At 32.9% G+C, this 26,034-nt stretch carries 28 protein-coding genes; 12 read left to right on the forward strand and 16 right to left on the reverse strand.

Annotation, left to right across the window (positions count from 1 at the left end; translation table 11 throughout):
* Positions 1-208: 208 nt before the first annotated feature.
* The 9 genes from P7122_RS07885 (at position 209) to P7122_RS07925 (ending at position 5,699) form a co-directional block, all read left to right on the forward strand.
* Entirely contained in the window at positions 209-622 is a 414-nt protein-coding gene (locus tag P7122_RS07885; protein ID WP_278005244.1) for a hypothetical protein, read from the forward strand.
* 154 nt (positions 623-776) lie between these two features.
* Positions 777-1,247, forward strand: a complete 471-nt coding sequence (locus P7122_RS07890) for a hypothetical protein (RefSeq protein WP_278005245.1) — start codon at positions 777-779, stop codon at positions 1,245-1,247.
* 133 nt (positions 1,248-1,380) lie between these two features.
* The gene (locus P7122_RS07895; RefSeq protein ID WP_278005246.1) at positions 1,381-1,878 is read left to right on the forward strand and encodes a hypothetical protein; all 498 of its coding nucleotides are present in this window, start codon (positions 1,381-1,383) and stop codon (positions 1,876-1,878) included.
* Positions 1,879-2,067: 189 nt separating this feature from the next.
* A complete protein-coding gene (locus P7122_RS07900; RefSeq protein ID WP_278005247.1) occupies positions 2,068-2,439 on the forward strand; it encodes a hypothetical protein in 372 nt (123 codons plus the stop codon).
* The gene (locus P7122_RS07905) at positions 2,440-2,745 is read left to right on the forward strand and encodes a hypothetical protein (RefSeq protein ID WP_278005248.1); all 306 of its coding nucleotides are present in this window, start codon (positions 2,440-2,442) and stop codon (positions 2,743-2,745) included.
* A 97-nt stretch (positions 2,746-2,842) separates the two neighbouring features.
* Positions 2,843-3,754: a hypothetical protein gene (locus tag P7122_RS07910; protein WP_278005249.1), complete on the forward strand. Its 912-nt coding sequence runs from the start codon at positions 2,843-2,845 to the stop codon at positions 3,752-3,754.
* 137 nt (positions 3,755-3,891) lie between these two features.
* Positions 3,892-4,251 carry a hypothetical protein gene (locus tag P7122_RS07915; protein ID WP_278005250.1) on the forward strand — a complete coding sequence of 120 codons (360 nt, stop codon included), beginning with the start codon at positions 3,892-3,894 and terminating at the stop codon, positions 4,249-4,251.
* A 135-nt stretch (positions 4,252-4,386) separates the two neighbouring features.
* A complete protein-coding gene (locus P7122_RS07920; protein WP_278005251.1) occupies positions 4,387-5,139 on the forward strand; it encodes a DUF7079 family protein in 753 nt (250 codons plus the stop codon).
* 167 nt (positions 5,140-5,306) lie between these two features.
* On the forward strand, positions 5,307-5,699 hold the full coding sequence (locus P7122_RS07925; RefSeq protein WP_278005252.1) for a hypothetical protein: 393 nt from the start codon (positions 5,307-5,309) through the stop codon (positions 5,697-5,699).
* Between the two features lie 245 nt (positions 5,700-5,944).
* Here P7122_RS07925 and P7122_RS07930 read toward each other — a convergent pair whose 3' ends face one another.
* The 4 genes from P7122_RS07930 to P7122_RS07945 all read right to left on the reverse strand — a co-directional run bounded on the left by P7122_RS07930 (position 5,945) and on the right by P7122_RS07945 (position 9,569).
* Positions 5,945-7,045 (reverse strand): hypothetical protein, encoded by a 1,101-nt coding sequence (locus P7122_RS07930; RefSeq protein WP_278005253.1) that lies wholly within the window; start codon positions 7,043-7,045, stop codon positions 5,945-5,947.
* Between the two features lie 87 nt (positions 7,046-7,132).
* Entirely contained in the window at positions 7,133-7,921 is a 789-nt protein-coding gene (locus tag P7122_RS07935; protein WP_278005254.1) for a hypothetical protein, read from the reverse strand.
* Entirely contained in the window at positions 7,908-8,471 is a 564-nt protein-coding gene (locus tag P7122_RS07940; protein ID WP_278005255.1) for an RNA polymerase sigma factor, read from the reverse strand. The genes P7122_RS07935 and P7122_RS07940 overlap by 14 nt, the downstream gene beginning before the upstream one ends.
* Positions 8,472-8,591: 120 nt before the next feature.
* Positions 8,592-9,569 carry a polyprenyl synthetase family protein gene (locus P7122_RS07945; protein WP_278005256.1) on the reverse strand — a complete coding sequence of 326 codons (978 nt, stop codon included), beginning with the start codon at positions 9,567-9,569 and terminating at the stop codon, positions 8,592-8,594.
* A gap of 131 nt (positions 9,570-9,700) precedes the next feature.
* On the opposite strand from P7122_RS07945, the gene P7122_RS07950 reads away from it, so the two are divergent.
* The gene (locus tag P7122_RS07950; protein ID WP_278005257.1) at positions 9,701-10,954 is read left to right on the forward strand and encodes a T9SS type A sorting domain-containing protein; all 1,254 of its coding nucleotides are present in this window, start codon (positions 9,701-9,703) and stop codon (positions 10,952-10,954) included.
* Between the two features lie 42 nt (positions 10,955-10,996).
* Here P7122_RS07950 and rlmN read toward each other — a convergent pair whose 3' ends face one another.
* The 8 genes from rlmN to rsgA all read right to left on the reverse strand — a co-directional run bounded on the left by rlmN (position 10,997) and on the right by rsgA (position 20,336).
* Positions 10,997-12,043, reverse strand: a complete 1,047-nt coding sequence (rlmN, locus tag P7122_RS07955) for a dual-specificity RNA methyltransferase RlmN (RefSeq protein ID WP_278005258.1) — start codon at positions 12,041-12,043, stop codon at positions 10,997-10,999.
* Between the two features lie 103 nt (positions 12,044-12,146).
* On the reverse strand, positions 12,147-13,196 hold the full coding sequence (gene queA, locus P7122_RS07960) for a tRNA preQ1(34) S-adenosylmethionine ribosyltransferase-isomerase QueA (RefSeq protein WP_278005259.1): 1,050 nt from the start codon (positions 13,194-13,196) through the stop codon (positions 12,147-12,149).
* 151 nt (positions 13,197-13,347) lie between these two features.
* Positions 13,348-14,589 (reverse strand): 3-phosphoshikimate 1-carboxyvinyltransferase, encoded by a 1,242-nt coding sequence (locus P7122_RS07965; protein WP_278005260.1) that lies wholly within the window; start codon positions 14,587-14,589, stop codon positions 13,348-13,350.
* Between the two features lie 30 nt (positions 14,590-14,619).
* On the reverse strand, positions 14,620-14,946 hold the full coding sequence (locus P7122_RS07970) for a nucleotide pyrophosphohydrolase (protein ID WP_278005261.1): 327 nt from the start codon (positions 14,944-14,946) through the stop codon (positions 14,620-14,622).
* Positions 14,946-16,892: a DUF3858 domain-containing protein gene (locus tag P7122_RS07975; protein WP_278005262.1), complete on the reverse strand. Its 1,947-nt coding sequence runs from the start codon at positions 16,890-16,892 to the stop codon at positions 14,946-14,948. The genes P7122_RS07970 and P7122_RS07975 overlap by 1 nt, the downstream gene beginning before the upstream one ends.
* Positions 16,893-16,894: 2 nt before the next feature.
* Complete coding sequence (locus tag P7122_RS07980) at positions 16,895-18,802, reverse strand: DUF3858 domain-containing protein (RefSeq protein ID WP_278005263.1); 1,908 nt, start codon at positions 18,800-18,802, stop codon at positions 16,895-16,897.
* Between the two features lie 134 nt (positions 18,803-18,936).
* Entirely contained in the window at positions 18,937-19,389 is a 453-nt protein-coding gene (gene dtd, locus P7122_RS07985) for a D-aminoacyl-tRNA deacylase (protein ID WP_278005264.1), read from the reverse strand.
* Entirely contained in the window at positions 19,386-20,336 is a 951-nt protein-coding gene (gene rsgA, locus P7122_RS07990) for a ribosome small subunit-dependent GTPase A (protein WP_278005265.1), read from the reverse strand. Before rsgA ends, dtd begins: the two co-directional genes overlap by 4 nt.
* Positions 20,337-20,417: 81 nt before the next feature.
* On the opposite strand from rsgA, the gene P7122_RS07995 reads away from it, so the two are divergent.
* Positions 20,418-20,906 carry a hypothetical protein gene (locus P7122_RS07995; protein ID WP_278005266.1) on the forward strand — a complete coding sequence of 163 codons (489 nt, stop codon included), beginning with the start codon at positions 20,418-20,420 and terminating at the stop codon, positions 20,904-20,906.
* A gap of 52 nt (positions 20,907-20,958) precedes the next feature.
* Here the strand turns inward: P7122_RS07995 and P7122_RS08000 are convergent, their stop codons facing one another.
* The 4 genes from P7122_RS08000 to P7122_RS08015 are packed head-to-tail and all read right to left on the reverse strand — an operon-like array spanning position 20,959 to position 24,893.
* Complete coding sequence (locus tag P7122_RS08000) at positions 20,959-22,041, reverse strand: bifunctional 3-deoxy-7-phosphoheptulonate synthase/chorismate mutase type II (RefSeq protein ID WP_278005267.1); 1,083 nt, start codon at positions 22,039-22,041, stop codon at positions 20,959-20,961.
* 29 nt (positions 22,042-22,070) lie between these two features.
* Positions 22,071-22,922: a prephenate dehydrogenase gene (locus P7122_RS08005; protein ID WP_278005268.1), complete on the reverse strand. Its 852-nt coding sequence runs from the start codon at positions 22,920-22,922 to the stop codon at positions 22,071-22,073.
* Positions 22,923-22,926: 4 nt separating this feature from the next.
* Positions 22,927-24,069, reverse strand: a complete 1,143-nt coding sequence (locus tag P7122_RS08010) for a pyridoxal phosphate-dependent aminotransferase (protein ID WP_278005269.1) — start codon at positions 24,067-24,069, stop codon at positions 22,927-22,929.
* Positions 24,066-24,893 carry a prephenate dehydratase gene (locus P7122_RS08015; RefSeq protein ID WP_278005270.1) on the reverse strand — a complete coding sequence of 276 codons (828 nt, stop codon included), beginning with the start codon at positions 24,891-24,893 and terminating at the stop codon, positions 24,066-24,068. Before P7122_RS08015 ends, P7122_RS08010 begins: the two co-directional genes overlap by 4 nt.
* Before the next feature lie 326 nt (positions 24,894-25,219).
* Between P7122_RS08015 and P7122_RS08020 the strand changes: the two genes are divergently transcribed.
* Positions 25,220-25,951 carry a T9SS type A sorting domain-containing protein gene (locus P7122_RS08020; protein WP_278005271.1) on the forward strand — a complete coding sequence of 244 codons (732 nt, stop codon included), beginning with the start codon at positions 25,220-25,222 and terminating at the stop codon, positions 25,949-25,951.
* Positions 25,952-26,034 lie beyond the last annotated feature (83 nt).

The following is a 26,034-nucleotide window of genomic DNA, read 5'->3' on the forward strand; positions in this document are numbered from 1 at the left end:
TTGAAATGCATAAAAACAGAATTGCGGAATTGAATAAAATTGAGAATGAATAAAAATAACTGTAGGCAACAATGTATAACCGCAATTACGGCGGATTCGACTACGTCCGAATCCGCTCGGAATTGCTAACGTCAGTTCTTAACCGAAAAACATTAACTTTAAACCCGTAACTGACGGTTATACGAACACGTTACCTACAATTTGAAAAATGAACATTCTTAAACCGACATGGAAAGTATCTGAAAAAGAGATTTTGGCTAATTTCTCTTTCCTGCAATCTGAATTTGGATTCCCGAAATTTAAGAAAAAGTGGATTAAAGATGAATATTCAATTTCGACAAAAAAAGCTGAGATTGAATTCTCAACAACAATTTTCAAATTTGACTCAAACGCACCAATAATCGGAATCACTAATCATTCTGAACCGATTGAATTTAATCACGAAATCTATCCGACGAATTTTTATTGGATTCACAATCTCGACGAAACTGGCGGATTGAAAATGATGACGGAAAATGGACGCGAGTTTGTTGAAATTTATATATCTGAATGCGCTGAGTTATTAAGAACTAATCCTAAAATATTGAACGGAATAACAACTGATTTTAAAAAGATTAAATAACTGTAGGTAACAACGGCTATAATCCATTGCGGCTGAAATTCCTTTCGGAATTTCATTGCAATTTTGCTATCTTTCGGCTACGGCGGAAAGAATCCTGCGGATTTTTCCGCAACAAATCATAGCCAAACACGTTACCTGCAAGCTGAAAACAGAAATGCGAAAAATAATTGGACTGATTTTATTATTGACTTTAACGAGTTGTTCTTACAACACGGATTTCTATATATTCAATACAACCGATAAGCCGATTATAGTTGTGTACGAATCTGGACCAAACGGAAAAGCCTTCGTGACTGACCCGAGAATTGTGGAATTTGACTCGAACTTTGAAACCCGTGAAATAAAAAAAGCATACGAATACAAAACTGAACCTAAAACTGATTCGAAAAATAAAATCATTACGTGTGAATTGAAAAGCGGACAAGCACTTTGGATTGGACACGATTTGAATTTTACTTTGACGAACCCTAACGAGGCTCTGATATTAAAAGAAAATCTTGTCGAATTAAAAGTAGAACAGAACGGAAATCAACTATTTCGTGTAGATGACAGATATGTAATTGACTTTTTCGAAACGATTGACATTCATACTGTCGGAATTAAAGTAAAAAAAGCCAGCAGGTAACAATGGCTATAATTCATTGCGGTTGAATTCCTTATCGGAATTCAACGCAAATTTGCTATCTTTCGGCTACGGCGGAAAGAATCCTGCGGATTTTTCCGCAACGAAATCATAGCCGAGACCGTTACCCAACATTTTGAAGAACGTCACGAAAAATAATCTTGAACTGAATTTAAAAGAGGCTACTTCTACTCTATTAGAAATGGCGAGAAACTCTTGTTGGAATAACATTTCGGAAAATACGAGCTACATAATTTCGGAAATCAAAAATGACTCTCGAAATTTTAAAATCCAGAGACTTGAAAGGAAAAAAGCGAATCGGAAAAAGAAACCTGTAACTCTGAAAAAAGCAACAACTGAATTAAAATCGATTTACGAAAACCTATACGACATCAATCTGGAAGTTTTTAAAAGTCGGAAAAACAAAACTATTGTTGATATTCGGTATTATCCGAAATCAGCACTTGAATCTGACCATTATGAGAAAATTAAAAATAACGAACCAATGCTACATTGTAAAGTTGGAATTCCACCTTATGCAAGTGACAAGTCAAAAAAATATGACGTGAATTGGGAACTTGGCGGAATAAGACACGAATGGAACACATTTTGGAACAGAATCCAACTCAAATGAAAATACAGAAACCGAATAAAAAACGTTGGGTAACAATGTATAACCGCAATTACGGCGGATTCGACTACGTCCGAATCCACTCGGAATTGCTAACGTCAGTGCTAAACCGAAAAATTTGCGTACTTTAACCCGTAACTGACGGTTATACGAGACCGTTGTAACACATTTTGACCAAAAACTCTTAAAAAAATGAAACTAGATGAATTTATATCAGAAACCATAAAATCTGTAATCAAAGGTTTAGACGATTGTAAAGATTTTGCGGTTGAGCACAATGCCAGAATAAATCCAAGGTTTAGACCCAAAAATAATTCTGATGAAAACTATATTTTCTATAACACAGAAGAAGGAGCTGTAAAAATTTCTAAAGTAGACTTTGATATAGCTGTAACCGTTACAGAAAAAGAAGAAAATGGAATCAAAGCTGGAATTTCTGTTTATGGAATAGGTTTAGGTGCCAAGTCAAAAGGAACAGAAGAAAATCAAACCATTTCTAGGATTAATTTTAGTGTTGACGTTGCGCTACCTAATACTGAATATAACTTATCAATATTAAAATAAATGAAACCTGAAAATATAAAAACCAAAGTGAATTTTCATTTTGAAGGACAAGCTAAACCGTTTGCAAGCGCAGAAGATTATGAAGTTCTAAAAAGATTTTTATGGATAGATGAAGAATCTGAATACGAAACTAATATTAGTGAAGTAGATGTTGAAGGTAAGATGTACGAAATCGTTGATACTAGAATTAGCATTTTAAAAGAAACTTCAGATTTACATTTGACTTACGGAATTGATTTGGCATTGACGGGTGAAAGTTTGCCTTATAATTTTAGAGTTTCAGTATATCTAAAAGAAAAAGAATAAAAACGTGTTACAACAATGTCTATAAATAATTGCTGGTTCTCGCTTACTCTGAAAATTCCTGCGGAATTTTCAGCTTATAGTATACTTGCAAAGTTAAGTGCTAACCCACGCAACTACTCATAGCCCAACCGTTGGCAATAATTTGAAAAAATCCGTTTACATATCGAACTTTCTGCTAATTCTATTGGTTTTTTCTTGCGGGCAAAATTCATCTGAAAAAGAACTGAATGGAAATTGGCGTGAAATAGAAAATGAATATAGTACTTGGCATTTTTATCCTGACAGTTTAGTTCTTAAAATTCCAAGTTATCCCAACGGAATTTATGATAGAACAGAATGGAGTGCTAATAAATCTCAAATTGAATTTGAGCTTCGAGAATTTGGTATTGATTCGCTTGGAAATAAAGTTGACACAATTAATAAGGTGTTAATTAATTACAATCTCTCTGACAAAAAAGACAGCCTTTTTGGAACTTTAAAGAACAATTATGGTGAATATAAATTTAGTTTGCTAAAAACCGAAAACTACATTGAATACTTAAAAAGAAAATTTGGAATCGAATTCACTTTACCTAAAAACGATTCGATTGAATTAAAAAGAATTGACCCAGTCTACGGAATGAAAATTTTTATGAATTTTAAAAATGATAATATCATTGCGAAAACAGAACTATCCAATTCTTTAAATAACTTAGAAACTGACATAAAAGAATTTAAAAAGCAATTGGAATCTTATTTCGGAACTTATGATTTGCGCACAGAAAGGTTTTATTTGAGTGTTTACGCCGACAAGAAAATTCCAGATTCGATTATAACAGCAAATTTAGCTGTAACAGTCAAAAGCAATTTTTTTCTAAATAATAAATACGACGCTATTCCTATTCCAAGACCACCTGGAGATACACTTCCAATAAAAATCTTTAGAATTTATGAAAGTGAACAAAAACAAAATATTGGATTGAGAAAAGCGAAGGAAATAAAAACTATTGCCAACACCGTGTATAATTAATTGCTTGTTAATCGCTTACTTACGAAAATTCCGCTGGAATTTTCTATCTGTGATTTGTTTGCTAACTTAGTTGCTTAACTACGCAACTAATCATACACTAGAACCGTTGTGTGTAAGTTAAAAAATCAGAACGCTGAATGACAGAAACTGTTGAATTGAGAAATAAACCTGAATTAAAATTTATCTTGAATACGGATGAATTTAATGTGATTGATGCTTCCGAACCGAAAAATAACGGAACTTACTCATACACTGAAATAAAAAGTGCGGAATTGAACTCTGAACGGACTAATTGGCTTATTTCAATTTTGAGCGTAATAGTCGACTTTTTAACTGGAAGTGGAAACGGAGGGAAATTTAAAACGAAAGCTAATTTAATTCTAAAAACTGAAAAGCGGAATTTAAAAATATGGCTGAACGATGCGAATTATGGAAAAGCGAAAAAAATAACTGAATTGATAAATAAAAATAAAACCTACACACAACAACGGCTATAATCCATTGCGGCTGAAATTCCTATCGGAATTTCATTGCAATTTGCTATCTTTCGGCTACGACGGAAAGAATCCTGCGGATTTTTCCCCAACAAATCATAGTCGAAACCGTTGTATGCCATTTGAATGAACGAAACTTTGAACATAGAAGAAAGGAAACCAATTTGGATTGCATTGTCTGATTTTTATCTTGACACAGAGCTTCAAGAATCAGATTTCAGACATATTGCGTTTAAAATCATTGAAAGTCCTTACTCTTTTGAAAAAGTCAAAGAAATTAATAAGTATGAGATTTTTCCAGTCTTACAGGCGAACTTAATGAGCGTTGCTGGAGAATGGGCAGGTTTTGATGAGAAATGGATAGTTGATAGTATAATGGAATCGCTTGCAAAAAGGAATGCAGTAAAGAAAATCGGAATTGAAAGCTCGTTTTTGACACTAAAATGGATGTGTAAAAATTATTGGGAAAAACTGGAAAAAGTTTACCAAGAGTTAAAATCTAATCCTGAATCTTACATTGTTACCTGTAAAGAATTATGGAAGTCGAATATCGAGCCTTTTGAATATTTAGAAAATAAACCCGAATTACAAAATAAGCTTGAAAGGATTGCTTTAAGCCATAAGAATCGTAATAAACTTTCGGACTTATACCAGTATCTGCAAGAAGGACAATATTGGATAAACCTTTGGACTGCATATTACCTACTCGAAGATTTTGAATTGAAAGAATCGGATAAATTAATCGGACTAAATAATGAAACTGGAATTATAGATTTTTGTATCGAGACAGTTGATAGGAATCAACCGTATTTAGAAAAAGAAATTGCAAAGTTGAATTGCAAAAAATGGATAAAAAATAAAAAAACGGCATACAACAATGGCTATAAGTAATTGCTTGTTCTCGCCTTCTTCTGAAAATCCTCGCGGATTTTCAGTTTGGTGTGTACTTGCAAAGTTAAGTGCTAACCCACGCAACTACTCATAGCCGAGACCGTTAACTCTAATTTAAAGACAATCTATGAAATACCTTTTATCTTATATTCAAAAAATAGTATGAAATGGATTTAAAAATTTCAATAGAAGAAAATAAAAGTATGTTTCTTAATGAAATGATAACCTTTGAGAAAAAATTTATTCTTCAGCATTATTTTAAAGCCAATAAAAGTATCAATAATTTAGAAAGAGATATTTTAAAAAAATGTCCTAGCAATGAAATTGAAACTATTGCACTTATAGGAGTTCTGCTCGGCGAAAAAGATTCCTTGAATATTTTTAGGTTAAGAATTGGTTCTGTATTTAAAAGTGACATTGAATTAGCAAACACCTGTCTAAAGTTGATTAGTACTGAAAGTATTGAAAATGCTGAAGATGAATTATTTCACTATAATTACCAATATGATGAACGTATTGAAATACCGATTGTAGATTATTACATTAGTTTTTTCAAATAAAAAAACATTCTTATCGACTAAATAAATTTTGAAAATAACGATGCACAACAACGTTAACTTTAATGCCAGAGGAATATTGTGGTTAAAAAAAAAGCCTAGTTTTTCTATATTTTCACCTTTAATCTGAATAAATTAGAAAACTCATAGATGCTAGATTAAAAATCAATTAGTAAAGAAAAAGCCCTAATCTATCTCTAGATTAAGACTTTTAACACTCAAAAAATTGATTGATGAAAACTCTATTTTTAATCCATATCAAATCTTAGACCCAAAGAGATATTATTCTGATCTACAGCCTGGTTTTTAAACAAAGGACTAATATCATACTTTGCATACAAAGACATATTTCCAATACCGATATACCCACTAAGACCGTAAACAAATTCATTAACTTCATAACCACCTCTTTGCTTATTTTTTATTCTGCTACCATCTTCTTTGTATTTTAGTTTCTGCATATTACCTATATTAAGACCAGCATAACCTCCTATTCCTATTTTAAATTTTCTAAATGTTGAATATCTAAAATATGTATCTTTTTCAATCTTTTTAGAAGGCCCAAACTCTAAGTGTAGAGGTACAACCAGATTTGTAGATCTAAACATCGCTTTATCCAAATCGCTTGTAAATTCTTGTAAAGAAATATCTCCATCTGTATTAACAAGGTAGTTGTTGTCTTTTATGTCTAATTTGTTCCATTGAAAAGATAACCCATAACTAAATCTCCAGAAATTAGTGTCCTCAAAGATTCTGGTTTTCCAAATATAACCTAGCTCAGCAAATCCAGATCCTCCGATTTTGTATGGCGAATCGCTTAGGCTCTGCCCTTCTATTAATATGTTGTTTAATCCGGCTGCATATACTAAATAAGACTTTGTGCGTCTATCGTATTGTCTGGGTTTGTTTTTGGCTTTGTCTCCAAAATAAATAAAGGTTTCATTACTTTCATCATCACCTCCTATTCTAAAAACAAATCCGTCTCCGCTTCCTTCATTGGCATTATATCCGTTATTATTTCTTTCTAATAACGATATTTTATTATCTATTATAGCGATACGATTCTCTATATTTAGAGCTCTTTTTTTAGCGACTTCTTTCTTAAGCTCTTCAGCTTTTTCTGCTGTAATTTCTTTGTTGTCTAGCCGTCTGTTTATAGCCTCGATTTCAGACTTTAAAAAATCACGTTCTTGCTCTTCAATACTAACTCGTAGTTTTTTTAACGACTCTATTTTTATTGTATTGAGTTCGCCAGAGGTACTATCCTTTTCTTTTTCTTGTGCGTTTGTTGCTGTGGTAAATGTTATTGCTAAAATAGCATATACTACTAATCGTGTAATTGTGTTCATAACTGTTTGTTTTTTGATGATTTATAATTGTTTATTTTGATTCGTTTTTCAAAAAAAGCAGAGATTGTTACAAGGCTCAACATTATATTAATCGTTGCGTTGTGCTACTGCAGTTTTTACAGTTTTGTATCCATCCTTTAGAACTTCGTATACTTTGGTTCTAAAAGACTCTCCCATTTCGTCTTCTACTTCTTGTAATAATGAATTTGCATCTACTGTTCTTCGAGCATCGTCTTGCAACTTATCTTTAAAAAGTTCTTTGCTTGCTACCTTTAAAAGTGAATCTACTTCTCTATCTGTAATTGTAGTATTAGGCTTTATTTCGTTTAAAACTTCTGTCATAGCTTCGTTAAAAGCTTCTTTATCAATTGTAACTTTCTCCGTAATTAATTTTATATCGTTATTAGAATCTTCAACACTACTTTTATCCTTCTGCATTAATTTTTCATCAACTACTAATTGTGTTTTTGTATTGCTCTTACTAACCAACTTATAGTTAATGTTTTCAGGTTTATTTTCGATTTCATTTTTAGAAGCAGAACTCTTTTTATCTTCATTATTTTGTGATACCATTTCTGTTTCTTTAATGTCAATTATTAAAGCTTCTTCTACTTTGTTTGCATCTTCTTTCTTCTCTTGTTCTACAACTTGCGGCAAGATTTCTTCTGTATCTTTTGATCCTAAGGTTTGTACAACAACGACTAGTGTAATTATAACTGCTGCGGCTATTCCCATCCACCAAAACCAAGGATTTTTTGATTTTTTTTCGTCTGCTTCTAAACGTTCAGTCAGTTTTGCCCAACTTTCTGCTGACGGTTGCAAACTGCGCTTTTCCAGCTTGTCTTTTATTTGTTCTTCAAATTTAATTGGTGCCATAACTACTGTTATTTAATTCTTTTATTTTGTTTTGAAGCATTTGCCTTGCTTTAAACAATTGTGACTTTGAGGTACCTTCAGATATATTTAAAAGCTCCGCTATTTCATAATGCTTGTAGCCTTCTATAGCGTACATAACAAATACCATTTTATAACCTTCTGGCAGACTATCTATTAGTTGCTGAATTTCTGCTACTTCAATATTGGTTTTTATATTATTGGTATAATCTTGTTCTAAAATTTCATCTTCTGCTGTAAACTCAATATGCTTTTGCTGTCTTAAAAACGAAATAGCTTCTCGCACCATAATACGTCTTATCCAACCTTCAAAGCTGCCTTCGTTTTTAAATGTTTTTATATGTTTAAAAACTTTAAAAAAACCGTTCAACATTACTTCTTCAGCTTTTTGAACATCCTTAATGTAGTATCTACATATACTTAACATTTTTGGAGCGTGCAACTCATACAATACATGTTGGGCTTCGCGATTATTTTTCGCGGCTTTTTGTATAAGTTTAGTTTCGTTTTTATGAAGCTGAATAACTTTCATGTTGCTGGTTACGATTGCTCTTCTATTTACATAGACGCAAATATCTTGCTAATGGTTGTATGGCAAGTATAAAAAAATTAAAAATAATTTTTAAAAAACTGAAAAACAGATATTTAAAAATTATTTTTTCCTGTCAATCACATAATTAACCATAAGTTCTAAGGAAGACTTATAAGGAGATTCTGGGTAATTATTAAGCAATTTTATAGCTTCTTGCTGAAAGTTTTTCATTTTTGAAATGGCATAATCTAATCCTCCATTAGATTTTACAAAGGCAATAACCTCTTTAACCCGTTTTTTGTCTTTGTTGTGTTTCTTTACAGAATTGATTAACCAGGATTTTTCTTTTTTAGAGCAATTATTAAGGACATATATTAATGGTAAGGTCATTTTTTGCTCCTTAATATCTATACCTGTTGGCTTTCCTATTTTTTCTTCACCATAATCAAACAAATCATCTTTTATCTGAAACGCCATACCAATAAGCTCGCCAAATTTGCGCATTGTTTCTACCTCTGCCGAATTTGGTTTTACCGATGCAGCACCCAAACTACAACATGCCGCTATTAATGTTGCTGTTTTTTGACGGATAATCTCATAATACACCTCTTCTGTGATGTCTAACTGTCTGGCTTTTTCTATTTGCAACAATTCGCCTTCACTCATCTCGCGCACAGCGACAGATATAATTTTTAATAAGTCAAAATCATTGTTATCTATGGAAAGTAGTAATCCTTTGGAAAGCAAATAATCACCAATTAAAACCGCTATTTTATTTTTCCATAATGCATTGATAGAAAAGAAGCCTCGCCTTCTGTTACTGTCGTCCACAACATCATCATGTACTAAAGTTGCTGTGTGTATTAATTCTATAACCGAAGCACCTCTGTAAGTGCGTTCACTAACCTCTCCATTGTTTAACATTTTTGAAACCAAAAAAACAAACATAGGACGCATTTGTTTGCCTTTTCTGTTTACTATATAATGTGTAATTCTATTAAGTAACGCTACCTTACTTGCCATAGACAACCGGAACTTCTGTTCAAAAAGTTCCATCTCATAGGCTATTGGTTGTTTAATTTGTTCAGTTATCTTCATGAATACATCTAAAACTTTGCAAAATTACAAATAAAGGCTCTTTTTATCATTATAAATCGAATAATGTAAATTTAACATGGTAGCTACGCAAATATTTGTAACTTTAGACAATTAATCTAAAAACAAACTTTATGAAAAAAATTACTTTATTATTCCTTATGCTTTTTGCTACTACCACGTTAATTTATGGTCAGTGTACAACGACAACTGGTGGTCAATGGCCTACTTCAACGGTTACTCTAGTTAATTCTGGGGCTGTTGAAACGATTGCAACAAACAACTGGCCTAATGCAGAATTTTCAATTATTGAAAATGTTTTACCAGGATCTGATTATACAGTAGCTGGGAGTGGAATGTACATCACTGTAACAAATACAGCTGATGATTCAGTTATCACTTCTGGTAGTGACAGTGTTTCATTTACAGCTGCTCCTGGTGTAACAGGATTAACAATATATTGGCATTTAGATGCTGCATGTGGAACAAACAATGGACCTTCCACACAGACTACGATACAGTGTACAACTTGTACGTGTACCTATACCGTAGCACCTAGCTGTGTTACTGAAATTACACCTGTAAACAATGATCTTTCTGCTACTGTCGGTGCAGGAGGTTCCGTAACTTTTGATTGGAATACAGATCCAAATGCAGAGAGCTATGAATTATTTATCAACGGATTTTCTCAAGGTATGAGACAACCAGGTATTACATTTACTGGATTTGAATACGGTACAGCATACACATGGTCTGTAGTACCTACTAATTGTTTTAGTGCTGCTACTGGGTGTGCTGAGTGGTCTTTTACAACAGAATCATGTACTGAAACTGTAGCTCCTGGCGTACAAGCCACCAACCCTTACCCTGCAGATGCTGCAACAGCAGTAAGTATTCTAAGTCCTGATGGTGGTTTGGCTTTTAACTGGACTGGAAGTTCTGACCCTAATGATTTCTATATTTTAAATATTGGTATTGCAAACCCTCCTACTCAAGCAATATCTGGTGTAGAACCAGGAGAAATGATTACAGGATTAGAAATAAACACAACTTACTATTGGAGTATTGATGTAGCCAATTGTGCTGGAGTAACTACAGGATCTACAGTTTGGAGTTTTACTACAGATTCTCAATTATCTATTACTGATGAACAATTAGTTCCTTTTAGCATATATCCTAATCCTGCAAATGATAAATTAAATATTAAGACTACTCTAGAAATAGATAATGTAACAGTATTTAACATTTTAGGTCAAGAAGTTGCTAGTTATAATGGCAATGAAATTGTTGACTCTTCAATCAATATTTCTGATTACAAATCAGGATTATACTTAGTTCAAATTACTTCTGGAGATAAAACAGAAATAATTAAAGTAACAAAGAAATAAGACTCTATTTAACAAAAAAAAAGCGGCATTTAGCCGCTTTTTTTATGCTTTATTTTTATTGGCCAGCTGACCACAAGCCGCATCAATATCTTTACCTCTGCTTCGTCTTACTGTCACTGTAATATTATTAGCTTCTAAAATATTAACATACATATCCAATGCTTTATAATCTGCTTGTTGAAACTCACCATCATCAATAGGGTTGTATTCAATAAGATTAACTTTACTTGGTGCAAACTTACAAAACTCTACTAAGGCATCTACATCTTTCTTTCTGTCATTAATACCTCTCCAAACAACATACTCATAAGTAATTCTGTTTTTGGTTTTGGCATACCAATGCCCTAATGCTTCTCTTAAATCCTTCAAAGGAAATGTAGCATTAAATGGCATTATAGATGTTCTTACGTCATCAATAGCGGAATGTAATGAAACAGCTAACTTAAATTTAACTCCATCATCTGCCATTTTCTTTATCATTTTGGGCACACCAGATGTTGACACCACAATTCTTTTTGGAGACATACCTAAACCTTCAGGCGATGTTATCTTATCTATTGCTTTTAATACATTATTGTAGTTCATAAGTGGCTCTCCCATTCCCATAAAAACTATATTGCTTAACGGTCTGCCATGATATAATCTACTTTCATTATCAATCGCTACAACCTGATCGTAAATTTCATCTGGATTTAGATTACGCATGCGCTTTAATCTTGCAGTAGCACAAAACTTACAGTCCAGACTGCAACCAACCTGAGAAGACACACATGCTGTTGTACGTGTTGGTGTAGGTATTAATACAGATTCTACAATTAAATCATCATGTAGTCTTACCGCATTTTTTATAGTTCCGTCAGAACTACGTTGCATCTGATCTACCTTTATGTGGTTAATTACAAAATTATCTGTTAGCATTTGACGAGTCTGTAAAGATATGTTAGTCATATCTTCAAAACTATGAGCAGACTTTTGCCACAACCACTCGTATACTTGATTCCCTCTAAAGGCTTTATCTCCCTGACTTACAAAAAAATCTCTAAGTTGGTCTTTAGTTAAGGCTCTTATGTCTTTCTTTTTCACATCCATATTGTACAAAAATAGTCATTTGTAACTTCATCTGTTTCTGTAAACAAAAAACCTCTACTCTTTATAATATGAGTAGAGGTTTTATATATTTCAAAATTCTTAATTAGATGATTAACATTGCATCACCATAAGAGTAGAATTTGTATTTTTCTTTTACAGCTTCTTCGTAAGCACGTTTTACAAAATCGTGTCCTGCAAATGCTGAAATCATCATAAGCAATGTAGATTTTGGTGTATGAAAGTTAGTAATCATACAGTTAGCAATACTAAAATCGTATGGTGGAAAGATAAATTTGTTTGTCCATCCATCATAAGGGTTTAGTCTACCGCTAGAAGACACAGAGCTTTCTATTGTACGCATAGACGTTGTACCTACAGCACATACTCTTCTTTTGTTCTCTATACCTTTGTTTACTATATCTGCAGATCTTTGGCTAATTAAAATCTCTTCACTATCCATTTTGTGCTTAGAAAGATCTTCTACCTCAACAGGATTGAACGTTCCTAAACCAACATGAAGCGTAACCTCTGCAGTTTCTACACCTTTAATCTCTAAACGCTTTAATAAATGCTTAGAAAAGTGTAAACCAGCAGTTGGTGCAGCTACAGCTCCTTCGTTTTTAGCATAGATTGTTTGGTAGCGCTCTTCATCTTCTGGCTCTACATCTCTTTTTATATACTTAGGAAGTGGTGTTTCTCCTAACTCAGTTAATTTTCTTCTGAAATCGCTGTAAGATCCATCATACAAAAAACGTAATGTTCGACCTCTAGATGTTGTGTTATCTATAACCTCAGCCACCAACGTTTCATCATCTCCAAAATATAACTTATTACCAATTCTTATCTTACGAGCTGGATCTACTAAAACGTCCCAAAGACGTTGTTCTTGATTTAATTCTCTTAATAAGAAAACTTCAATACGAGCACCTGTTTTTTCCTTATTACCATATAATCTGGCAGGAAAAACCTTAGTGTTATTCATTATCATTACATCACCTTCATCAAAGTAATCTATAACATCTTTAAAAAGTTTGTGTTCGATAGTTTGATTAGCTCTGTCTAAAACCATTAGCCTAGACTCGTCTCTGTGTTCTGCAGGATGTTCAGCTAATAATTCATCTGGAAGGTCAAAATTAAAATTTGATAATTTCATGTATTATTTTTTATTTTTTTGAAGTTGCAAATATACAATCTCAAGATAGGCCTTGTCAAGTAATTAGCGGTTTATTTTGGAATTCCTCATCTTAACAGCCCTTAAAACCAAAAAACAGCTTCTTATGCAACTTACAATTATGACTAAGATTTTATTTCTTCTCCTCTAATTGAAACCCTATATTTTTTAGGTCTTCCCAAAATTGAGGATAGGATTTACTTACAACTTCTGCATCTTTAATAAGCAGAGTTGTTTTTAGTCCTAATGGCGCAAATGCCATTGCCATTCTATGGTCATTGTAAGTATCTACAGACACATCACTCATAATGCTATCAGAAGATTTTAAATGCAACGACTCGTCTGTAATTGCAACTTCTGCACCAAACTTTTCTAACTCGGTTTTAAGAGCCACTAACCTGTCGGTTTCTTTGATTTTTAAAGTATGTAAACCCGTTAATTTACACTCCAAACCTAAACCAAATGCTGTTACAGAAATAGTTTGCGCAATATCTGGCGCATTTCTTAAATCGAACTCTATGGTTTTGTTGCTATCTGCTTTTTCAACTTTCTTTAAGATTACAGAGTTATTTTCAAAACTCGTTTCTATACCAAACTCTTTATATAACTCTGATAATACAGAATCTCCTTGAAGTGAATTTTCTTTATACGAAGACAGCCTTACCTCTGTACCAATATCGCTTAACACAGCAATACTAAAATAGTAAGATGCCGAGGACCAATCTGATTCTACCACTAACGTCTTAGACTCAGGCTTGATTGCTATTGGTTTTACAGTAATTACATTAGCTTCAAACGTAGTTTCAACTCCAATTTCTCTCAATAAACCTAACGTCATTTCTATATATGGAACAGAAGTTATTTTTCCATCTAAGGTTAGTTCTAATCCATTTTCTAATTTTGAAGCAATAAGCAGCAATGCTGAGATATACTGACTACTAACGTTAGCTTTTAAAGAAACCTTAGTTTTGTTTATTTTTTTTCCTTTGATACTAAGTGGCGGAAAACCTTCATTTTCTACATATTGAATATCTGCTCCTAGTTGTCTTAGTGCATCTACTAAGATTCCTATTGGACGCTCCTTCATTCTCGATGATCCTGTTAGAATAACCTCTCTACCTTCTTGAATAGACAAATATGCCGATAAAAAACGCATTGCAGTACCTGCATGATGTATATCTATTACAGGTGCATTTGAGTTTTGAAGCGCCTTTTGCATCAACACAGAATCGTCTGAGTTAGATACATTTTCTATATCTATTTCAGGATATAGTGCTTTTAGTAAAAGCAAACGGTTAGACTCACTTTTAGATCCTGTTATTGTTACCGAGGATTTTGGACTTGTCTTAGATGATTTGAGAATTTGAATATTCATGTAGTTTTTCTTCTTTTAGCAAAAACAAAACTACTTCAATTTTTCATTATTATGATGTCTGTCGTGATCTCGTTTTGTTTTTTTATCCATTTTCTTATCAAAAGCAGCTTGCAAATCTATACCTGTTTGGTTAGCTAAGCAAAGGACAACAAATACAACATCTGCCAGTTCTTCTCCTAAATCTTTGTCCTTATCACTTTCTTTTTCGCTTTGCTCACCATAACGTCTTGCTATAATACGCGCAACCTCACCAACCTCTTCTGTTAATTGCGCCATATTGGTAAGCTCATTAAAGTATCTTACTCCATGTTCATTTATCCAATTATCTACTTCTTTTTGTGCGTCTTTAATGTTCATTAGTTCACTTTTGTTAATACTACTTGTTCTTTTTGTTTATTAATCATTTGGTTAAAGAACTCTTTTAAATATACATAAGTTTCTGGTCCCATTAATGCTTTATTTAGCTCTACTGAAGCAGACAGCTGTATTTTGTTGCCTAATATCTTATTAGACAACTGGAATGACCCAAGGTTTTCTGGCAGTTTTAATATTAAAGGCTCTGGACTAGACTCTACCGTATAATTTTCTGGAATAGAAATATTAACCATATAACGTTCCTTTAATGGGTAACCAAAATCTATTGGGTATTCTCTTTCATCTAACTTAAAAGGGTTCTCTGTGGATTTTAAGAATAACATAGGCGCAATGTATAACTTATCATTGATAACATCGGCTCCTTCTTCTTTATAAAAATCATACGTTTCTGAAACAAAACCTTCATAAGTCTCTGCATTTTGAGCTTTGTAATTAGATATTTCAATGTTTTCTAATCCTTCTTCCTTCTCAGTTAGGTAAGCATCTAAATCTTCGCTATTGTATTTATTTCTAAAACTATAGGCTTTGTGATTTGTGTGTCTAGACATAAGGTTTCCTTCTAAAACGCCATCTTCACTTACACTGGCATTAACCATGTATTGGGTTATTCCGGCTTCTGGTTCTCTTATGGCTACTTTTTTCCAAACCATATTATTGTTATCTACCAAAACTCCTTGCCAATTGTAATCTTTTAAAGGCAAGACATTAACATCGCTAAACTCGTCTGTAGCATCTAAGAAATATTGCTCTTCATCTATAACTGCATAGGCTAAAACATAATTTAATCTATCTACAGTTGGAAAAAAAGGAATTGAGTTTTCTTTTGTACTAATAATTAACGGGTTTGCATCAATACCTGCATACCTCAACATTCCTACAAGTGTTAGATTAATGTCCGCTACATTTCCTTTTTTCTCTTTTAGAGTTTTTCTTATGCCATTGTAAAAATATTTTCCATCAATACCATTCCATTGAATATTGTCTTTTACATACTTAAAAATAGATTTCATTTTATCTACTTCTGTTTGGTTGTCTGAAATTAATTCATCTAATGCATCGTCGAAAGAATTGGTTTTATCCAATTCATTTTTATAATCATCATCACTACCAATAGTCTTTGCAACATCTCCCCAATTTTGGGCATAATACCTATTGATTGATGGAGTTACGATAGATATCAGCTCAAACATAACACCTGCTCTGTAATTATTAATGTTATCTACAAAGGCTTCTTCTTTTAGCGCTGGCACATCGTTTAATGTATAATTGAGTATATCCATAGTTCTATCTAAGGCTGAAGATCTTTTTCTAGAACGCTGAGGAAAAAAGCTAATATTTCCTTTTGTTTTTGTTCTAAAATTATATCCATCAGGCGTTTGCACCTCTGCCTCAATGTGCTTAATTGGAATATCAGATTGCAACCTTAACTCGTCTATTGACAATACAAAAGGCGATGTAATCTTGTAGGTTATATCTATAACTGAACCTTCTTTTACGTTTGGCATTGTAAACTTAACTTGCTTATAGTTATAGCTATATTCATTTTCAAAAATCTGATCCTTATCTAGTTTTGTTTCAATAATTTTATTGTTTTCCAGATTATAGGTATAAGCTTTTAACTTTCCGATTCGTTCTTTGCTAGATCTGCTTTTAAACAAATTTACGGTTACTGTTGCTTTATCAAATCCTTCTTTATTATAGATTTTGATTCGCTCATGAACCTCTGTAACCAACTCTACAGAAGATGCGTTAGCTCCATAAAACGTTCTTGTTTTTTTATAGAGTACTACTGCATTGGCAGAAGAATCTTTTTCGTAAAATTTTTCTGATAATTCTTCTTTAGACACTTCTCCAAATTCTATCTCTTGTGAAAATGAAACTTGTGTAAAACTTAGAATAAACAGCAGTAAATAAATGTTTTTGATCATGACTATTTGATTGATTTTAGTACTATTTTAGAGTTATCGGCTTTTGAGATTTGTTTTCTAAAGTCTCTGTAATTTTTGTAATCTGTATTAGGGTATTGTCCTTTTTTTAAGAACAACTTTCTTTTGTAAGTAATTATATTGTCTGAAGTACTGATTTCAAAGTGGTATTCGCCAAATTTGTTGTTAATCTCTATATTTTCTGGCAAAGCCTCTATTTCAAAACCTTCTGGAATCTCCACCTTAAAAATATCCTCGTCTAAATAGCCTCGGGAAATATCTATTGGCATTTTTCTGGATCTATATCTTGTTGGCACATAAGAATTTTGATTGAACACATTAGGCTTAAAGAGTAATCTATCTCCAGAAACCGAAGCATAAGCACTTGCTTCTACATCTACATCTTCTGTAAATTCTACGTCAACTTTATTGTTATGAAACTTATAACCCAAAATCTCCAAGTTATTAATGTAACTCCAGTGGTATTTATAATATTCATTAACCTTGTCGTTTGCTCTTCGTTCTATATAAAATCTATCATCGTACTGTAAGCCTCTTGTTTTTCTATTAATCTTAGATGCAAAACTACCATCAGCTTTTAATTTGATATCTGCAGTAGTTAACTGATAATTTGAACTATCTACATACAATTGTGTTTTTACAATCTCACTACCACTTGGCTTTACCACAAGAACATTTCTGTTGTCTGTAAAATCTCCAATAAAATTAAAAGGATGCAATTGACTTGTACAATCTAACCAAACGGTATCTCCATCTGTAGGTATTGCTAAAATGATATGATTTCCTTGCTCTAAAGATGCAAAATCATCCTCCAAGTCTATAATTTCTCTACCAGCTTCTACAATACAGTAATAGGATGTAACTCCCACAACTTCTAACAGCGATTTAGTATAGTTGGTTAATCCTTTACAGTCACCGTATTTTAATTGATCTACTTCTAATGCTGGTATGGGCTGCACTCCACCTATACCAACTTGTACACTAATATATCTGGTATTTTCTTGAACAAATTGAAAAACTGCTTTAGCTTTTTCTATAGGATCATCAAGGTTTGCTGTTATACCTAAAACTTCCTGTTTTGTTTCTTCTGTAACTTCGTTTCTTCCTTTTAGCAAGGCGTCATTTATCCAGTCTCCAAATTCTAACCAGTTTTTTGCTTTTCCTTCTACACCATAAAATGAAAAATTCTCCATTGCAACTAATACCTGTGGGTAATAATTATAATACGAAGGACTTAAATCCTCTGGAGCTATAGGCAAAGCATTTTCTAAAGTATAACTTAAAGATGTAGAAGAATTACTCTTTGTTATATTATAATCTTGAAGGTTTTTTTCTTTAAACCTTAATCCCAAATCTTCATTATCCTGTAAATTATAGATATCTTTTTCTACACCTACGTAATAACCTGTTATAGGTCTCCATGTTGGTATCGCAGCAGTATTGGACGACTCTAACTCATAATAAAACTCTACAGTATAAGGGTAGGTTGCTGGCGTGTATCCCATTAAAAGCACTCTAGAATCTGAATATAATGTACCACCATCTACAGCACTTCTATCTATAAAATCTCGCTTCTTAAACTTTTTTATTTCTTCACCAGATTCATCAAAAATTCTGGCTTCAATTTTTTTTATCTTATTGTACTTATCATAACTGGCATAAGCACCTATAGCAGAATTCCCTTTTTCGTTTAAAACAGTAACAATTCGCTTTTCTTTAATACTCAACTCATCTTTAGATGTTATAACAACACTAACATCATTAAGTCTTACAACAGCATTTGCTTTTGTTTTTAAATCAACAGGAATGGATTCAAGTTTATATAAATCTTCGGATTGGGAAAAACCAGCAATAGTAATGAATAGGAATATTGCTGTGGAAATATATTTCATGCAGTATTTATATTGAATTGATTGGCAGCACAATATAAAAAGTAAAATCAGTTCCTCAAATATTTCATGTATTAAAATCCTTACAACGAAGTAATATTCGACAAACTGTTTTAGTTTTTAAAAAAAACTAGAAACTACTCTCTGTTTTTAGAGTCTATTATAATTGTAACAGGACCATCGTTAATAAGTTGCACTTTCATGTCTGCACCAAACTCACCTGTTTGCACAGGTTTTCCAAGAGAATTTTGGATGGTTGAAATGAAATTTTCATAAAGCGGAATTGCAACATCTGGCTTGGCAGCCTTTATATAACTTGGTCTGTTTCCTTTTTTGGTGCTAGCATGAAGTGTAAATTGACTAACCACAATAATGTTACCATCAGCATTAAGTAGCGACGTATTCATAACACCGTTTTCGTCTGGAAATACTCGAAGGTTTACAATCTTATTACATAACCAATCGATATCCTCTTGGGTATCTTCATCAACAATACCTAATAAAACTAAAAGACCGTGCTCTATTGAAGCAACTTGCTTTTGGTTAATGACTACTGAAGCTTCTGAAACTCTTTGAATTACTATTTTCATTCGTTATCCCAATTATCTGTTCTGTAATGCTCTTCATCTCCTTCTAAAATCTGAATATAACTTCGATATCTGGAGTAAGACACTTCATCATTTTCTAAGGCCTCTTTAACCGCACACTTTGGTTCTTTTAAGTGCAAACAATTATTGAATTTACAATCTTGCTTTAAAGCAAAAAACTCAGGAAAATAATCACCTACCTCTTCCTTTTCCATATCTACAACACCAAAACCTTTAATACCTGGTGTATCTATGATTTTAGCATCAAAACTTAAATCGAACATCTCTGCAAAAGTAGTTGTATGCTGTCCTTGCATATGCTGTTCTGAAATGGCTTTGGTTTTAAGGTCTAAAGATGGCTCTATTGCATTAACCAGAGTAGATTTACCCACACCAGAATGACCAGAAAACATACTCACCTTACCTATCATTAAGGCTTTTATCTTTTCAATATTATGTCCTGTAGCAGCTGATATTTCAATACACTCGTATCCTATTTTTTTATAGATACTTTGCAGATACTTTACTTCTAACATCTTTTCGTTATCGTAAGTATCTATTTTATTAAATACCAAGACTGTGTTTACCGAATATGCTTCAGCAGTCACTAAAAAACGATCTATAAAACTGGTAAACGTTGGTGGATTATCTATAGTAACCAATAAAAACACTTGGTCTACATTTGCTGCAATGATATGCGTTTGCTTAGATAAGTTTACTGATTTTCTAACAATGTAGTTGCTACGCTCTTCTATGCGATGTATAACACCTGTTTCTGTATTATTTTTGGTTTCTAACTCAAACTCTACTTTGTCTCCAACAGCAATAGGATTGGTACTTTTTATACCTTGAATTCTAAACCTGCCCTTTATCCTACACTCATAAAATTTACCGTTCATTGTCTTAACGGTATACCAACTTCCGGTAGATTTATAAACTGTTCCTGTCATTCAGTAATTAAAATAATAGCAAAGTAACAACTTTTAACTAAAATAGTCTTTAATTTTATGTGTAATCAAAAAACTAACACAATGAAAAAAAATTTCTTATTAGCCCTAGCCATTGTAATTGGCTTTATTTCGTTTTCTTTTATCAATAAAGAAAATTCAAAAGATGAAAAACCAACTAATCAAATTGAGTACAAAGTCATTACAAGTGTAGAGTCTATAGTCCCGAATGGACTAGGACGTTCTAGACTTATATCTTCTAATGTAGATAGAGATTATTCTGAATTTACTACTGAGCAAACTGAAGATGACAACACAAGAAATAAATCGAAACGTAAGGATATTCGTGTAAAAGATTTTGAAGAAACCAAGCTCCTTAATTTCTACAATCTAGGCGGAATTCGTTTTCAAAATATCGTTGCCAATGATGCTCTTGTTTCTTCCAAATTAACAGCAATGGCTACTGAAGGATGGGAATTAGCCTTTGTAGTTAGCTCTTCTGAAAGTGATGCTGGCAAGGATGATGGACAAGGTATTTTTGTAACCAGATATATTTTTAAACGCAGCATTTAACAACAATAAAAAAGGCTCGCAATAGCGAGCCTTTTTTATTTGGTAGATTAACCTAAGATTTAATTATCTTCTCTTGATGATTAATCGATTCTTGATGAATAGCCTTAAATACTCTAAGTATAAACTCTTCGCTTAAGTTTTTCTCTTCCCCTTGAAGTATCATTTTCCCTAAAATCTCATTCCAACGCTTAGATTGTAACACTGCTACATTATGATCCTTTTTTAGTTGACCTATGTCGTCTGCTACTGTCATTCGTTTCCCAAGCATTTCTATTAATTGATGATCTATTACATCAATCTGAGTTCTTAGTGTATTTATCTTATTCTTAAATTCTGTTGCCTCACCTACTTCTTTTCTAATACGTAGATCTTCTGTGTACTTTATTAAAGTTTCTGGTGTTATTTGCTGAGCAGCATCGCTCCATGCATTATCTGGATCGTGATGTGTTTCTATCATTAAACCATCGTAATTTAGATCTAATGCTGTTTGGCTTAAATCAAAAATAATATCTCTTCGTCCTGCAATGTGCGATGGATCTAAAATTAATGGCAAATCCGGAAAACGATTTTGTAAATCTACAGCTACTTGCCACTCTGGGTTATTTCTATAACGCGTTTTTTCGTAGGTTGAAAATCCTCTGTGAATAACACCTAAATTCTTAACATCAGCTGTATAAAAACGCTCTACTGCTCCTAACCACAATGACAAGTCAGGGTTTACTGGGTTTTTAATTAACACAGGCTTATCTGTTCCTTTTAATGCATCTGCAATATCTTGTACTATAAAAGGACTCACAGTTGTACGAGCACCTATCCAAAGGATATCTACATCGTGCTTTAAAGCTAATTCTACATGGTTAGCATTTGCTACTTCTGTAGTAATAAGCATGCCTGTTTCTTCTTTTGCTTTTTGAAGCCACTTTAACCCAAGCGCTCCTACTCCTTCAAAATTACCTGGACGTGTTCTTGGTTTCCAGATACCTGCTCTAAATACCGTTGCATCACTATCTTTAAGCTGATGCGCTATTTTTAAAACCTGCTCTTCTGTTTCTGCACTGCATGGTCCTGCGATAACTAAAGGATGATCTAAGTTAAAAGCATCTAACCAATTTCTCAATTCTTTCTTGTTTTCCATCTTACTATTAATCTTCTTTTTCTTAATTTTTATTCTATTCCGCTTAAAATATCTTTGATGTGATTGGTGGTTTCCATTTCTTTAAAAACTGCTTCAAAGTTATCTTCTAACATTAATTTCTTGAAATGCTTAAGGTTATCTATATATTCCTCTAAAGTTTCAATAACATTAGCCTTGTTTTGTTTAAAAATTGGTGTCCACATAGCTGGTGAACTTTTTGCTAAACGTACTGTACTCGCAAAACCACTGCCAGCCATATCAAAAATATCGCGTTCGTTTTTCTCTTTTTCTATTACTGTTTTACCCAACATAAAAGAGCTTATATGCGACAAATGCGACACATAGGCAATGTGTTTGTCGTGTGCTTTAGGATTCATATAACGAATACGCATTCCTAAATCAGTAAACAGTTTTAATGCTTTTTCCTGAAGCTTGAAAGCTGTTTCTTCAACTTCACAAATAATATTTGTCTTGTTGTTATATAAATTATGAATTGCTGCATCAGGCCCTGAAAATTCTGTACCAGCAATAGGATGTGCTGCTAAAAAATTTCTACGTTTTGGATGATTTTTTACCTTAAGACAAATATCTTCTTTGGTTGAACCAGCATCAAACACAACGGTCTCATCCGAAACCAGATCTAATACTTTTGGTAACACTTCTAAAGTAGCATCTACAGGTATGGCCACAATAACAACATCTGCTGTACTTAAATCTTCGTAAGTAGCCTTTTTATCTATAATACCCAGAGTTTTTGCTTTATCTAAATGCGCTTCACTCTTGTCTATACCATACACAAGACATTCTGGATTTTGCTTTTTTATATCTAAGGCAAAACTTCCACCTATTAATCCTACTCCTATGATAAATACCTGTTTCATCTATCTAAACTCGCGCTATCGCTTCTTTTATTTGTTCTTCTGGAGAGCACAATGAAAAACGCACATAGCCTTCTCCATTACTTCCAAAAACCGTTCCTGGTGTTATAAATATTGAATGTTCTTTTAATACTAAATCGGTAAATTCTTCAGACTTTAAGTGTGGTGGCAACTTTGCCCAAACAAACATACCTGTTGCATACTCATCATAGGTACAGTTTAAAGCTTCTGCAAGTTTCCAGATAAGTTCTCGTCTTTGTTCGTATACACTATTTAAACTTACAAACCACATATCTGAACATTTTAAGGCTTCTATCGCTCCTTTTTGAACAGCATAAAACATTCCGGAATCCATATTACTTTTTACCTTTAGCACTGCATTAAGATGCTCATAACTTCCCACAAGCATACCAACTCGCCAACCTGCCATATTAAAGGTTTTGCTAAATGAATTTAACTCCAAACAAACCTCCTTAGCATGGTTATAACGCATGATGCTGATAGGTTTTTTGTTTAGAATAAAACTATACGGATTATCGTTTACTATTAAAATATTGTGTCGTCTTCCAAAGGCTATAACTTCGTCATAAAACTTGTTTGGTGCGTTAGCTCCTGTTGGCATATGCGGATAGCTGATCCACATAATTTTTACCTTACTGAGATCTAAACGTTCTAAGGCAACAAAATCTGGCAACCAATGATTCTCTTCCTTTAAATCGTAAAAAACTGGTTTTGCTTCTAACAATTTAGTCACCGCAGAATATGTTGGATATCCTGGATTTGGAATAAGTACTTCATCACCTGGATTTAAAAAAGCCATTGAGATATGCATAATGCCTTCTTTACTTCCTAAAAGTGGCAACACTTCTGTCTTACCACTAAGGTTTACCTTATATCTTTTTTTATAAAACCTGGCGATCTCATCTCTTAACTCTGGTAAGCCTTGATAACTTTGGTACTTATTTGCCCCTTCTTCATCTAAGCTATCTTTTAAGAGCATTGTGGCTTTAAAAGGCGGCTCTAAATCCGGACTACCAATACCTAAATTTATAATTGGTTTTCCTTGAGATTGCAGAAAAGCGACTTCTCTTAACTTTTTAGAAAAGTAATATTCTTCGACATGTTTTAAACGGTTGGCTACTTCAATCATGTTTTTGCATTTTTATATTCACCTAACACTTTAAAATTCTCTGCCATAATATGCATAATAGCATGTGCCTTTTGGTAATCTTTGTAGTCTTCAAAAGTAACATCTACAAAGAAGGCGTACTTCCAAGGAGTCTCAATTTTTGGTAAGGATTGAATTTTAGTTAGGTTTAATTTACAATCACTCAATACATTGAGTATTGTAGCTAAACTACCACGTTTATGATCTAATTCAAACTTTAAGGATACCTTATTGATTTCTTTTCGTTTAAGTCCGTTATTTTCTCGCTTAACAATAACAAAGCGAGTTTCGTTATGCTTTATGGTTTGTATGCTCTCTGCCAAAACCTCTAACTGATATAAATTTGCTGCATTTTTGCTTGCTATTGCTGCGATTCCTTTACTATTTTCTTCTGCAATTTTCTTAGCAACATCTGCAGTATCTTTTGCTTCTACCAATTTAATATGTGGATGATCTTTAAAAAACACTTTACATTGTAGCAAGGCCATAGGATGCGAGTGCACTTCTTTTATAGTGGCTAATGTTTCGCCTTTTAAGGCTAATAAATTATGCTGAATATCTAAATAATACTCACCTACAATACTAAGATTGTGCGAATCTATAAGTGCATAATTTGGAATTATAGAACCTGCGATAGAATTCTCTAATGCCATAACCATGCTATCTGTTTGCTTTTGCAACAAGTTGTCTACTGCGCTATCAAAAGACATGCACTCAATGACTTCTGCAGTTGCACTGAAGTATTTCTGAACCACCTCGTGATGAAACGACCCTCTTATTCCTTGTATGGCTATTGGTTTTGTCATAACAAAAAAAAGTCTCGAATAATTCGAGACTTTTTTAAACTTATATTTTATTCACTAAAACATACTAAGCCTCGTTTCTTTCGTTAAAAAAGAAATAAAACCAGTTATAATATGCTCTAGATGTGTTTGTCATAATTCTATGAGGCTAAAGTAAATAATATTTTCACAAATCAAAATTGTTGAGAAATCTTTTTTGAATTACACACAAAGTTTTAAAGTTTCTTTAATAAAAACTATTCTAAAATTAGATATTATTTAATTTTACTCATTTTTTATTTCAAGCAAGTTAGCAAACCCTAAATACTATCAATTAATTTATTTTACAAATGAAACAAATCTACTTTACTTATTGTTTTTTACTAATTAGCATCTTTTCTTTTGCTCAAACTTTTGACTGGGAAAGTGCTACAGATACTGGTAACGGGATAACCCAAACTGTCTCTGGTATCACTGCTACATTTACCTCATCATACTCTGCAGATGACGCAAAGCTTATTGATGGCGGAGGATTTTCGGGCTCTTCAGGTAATGTTGTATACACATACCAAACCGATTCTGGAGAATCTGCAACAGTTACGTTTAGCTCTCCTATTGATATAACTTCTGTATATACACTTGCAGCTTATTCCTATTCTGGAACTCGCACTTACACCTTTACTCCTTCAGGTGGCAGCAACTCTAGTGTTGATCAAGATCTTACATATGGAACGGGAGCAACCATAACTTTAAACTGGACTAACGTAACCTCATTTACCATAACAAGTAGCATTGGATCTGACTCTTTTGCTCTTGATGATATTGTATTTACAGATTCTACATTAGGCACTAATGAGTTTAGCTATGACAATACAACTATATACCCAATTCCATCTTCTGACTTTATTTATATCAAAGAAGCATCAGACTTAAAAAATTATAGTATCTATAATAGTTTAGGTGCAAAAATTACAAGCGCTGCTTTAACTAGCGACAACAAAATAGACATCCAAAACTTAGCTAATGGAATGTACTTTTTAAAGTTTGACAACGGCAACACAACAAAATTTATAAAAGAATAAACAAGTTATTGTTTGCTAACATTATATAACCACAATAAGGGTAGATTAAGTTTTAGACTAATCTACCCTTATTTTTTTAAAGT

The organism is Winogradskyella marincola, assembly GCF_029624125.1.
In the GTDB taxonomy this organism is placed as follows: Bacteria; Bacteroidota; Bacteroidia; order Flavobacteriales; family Flavobacteriaceae; genus Winogradskyella; species Winogradskyella marincola.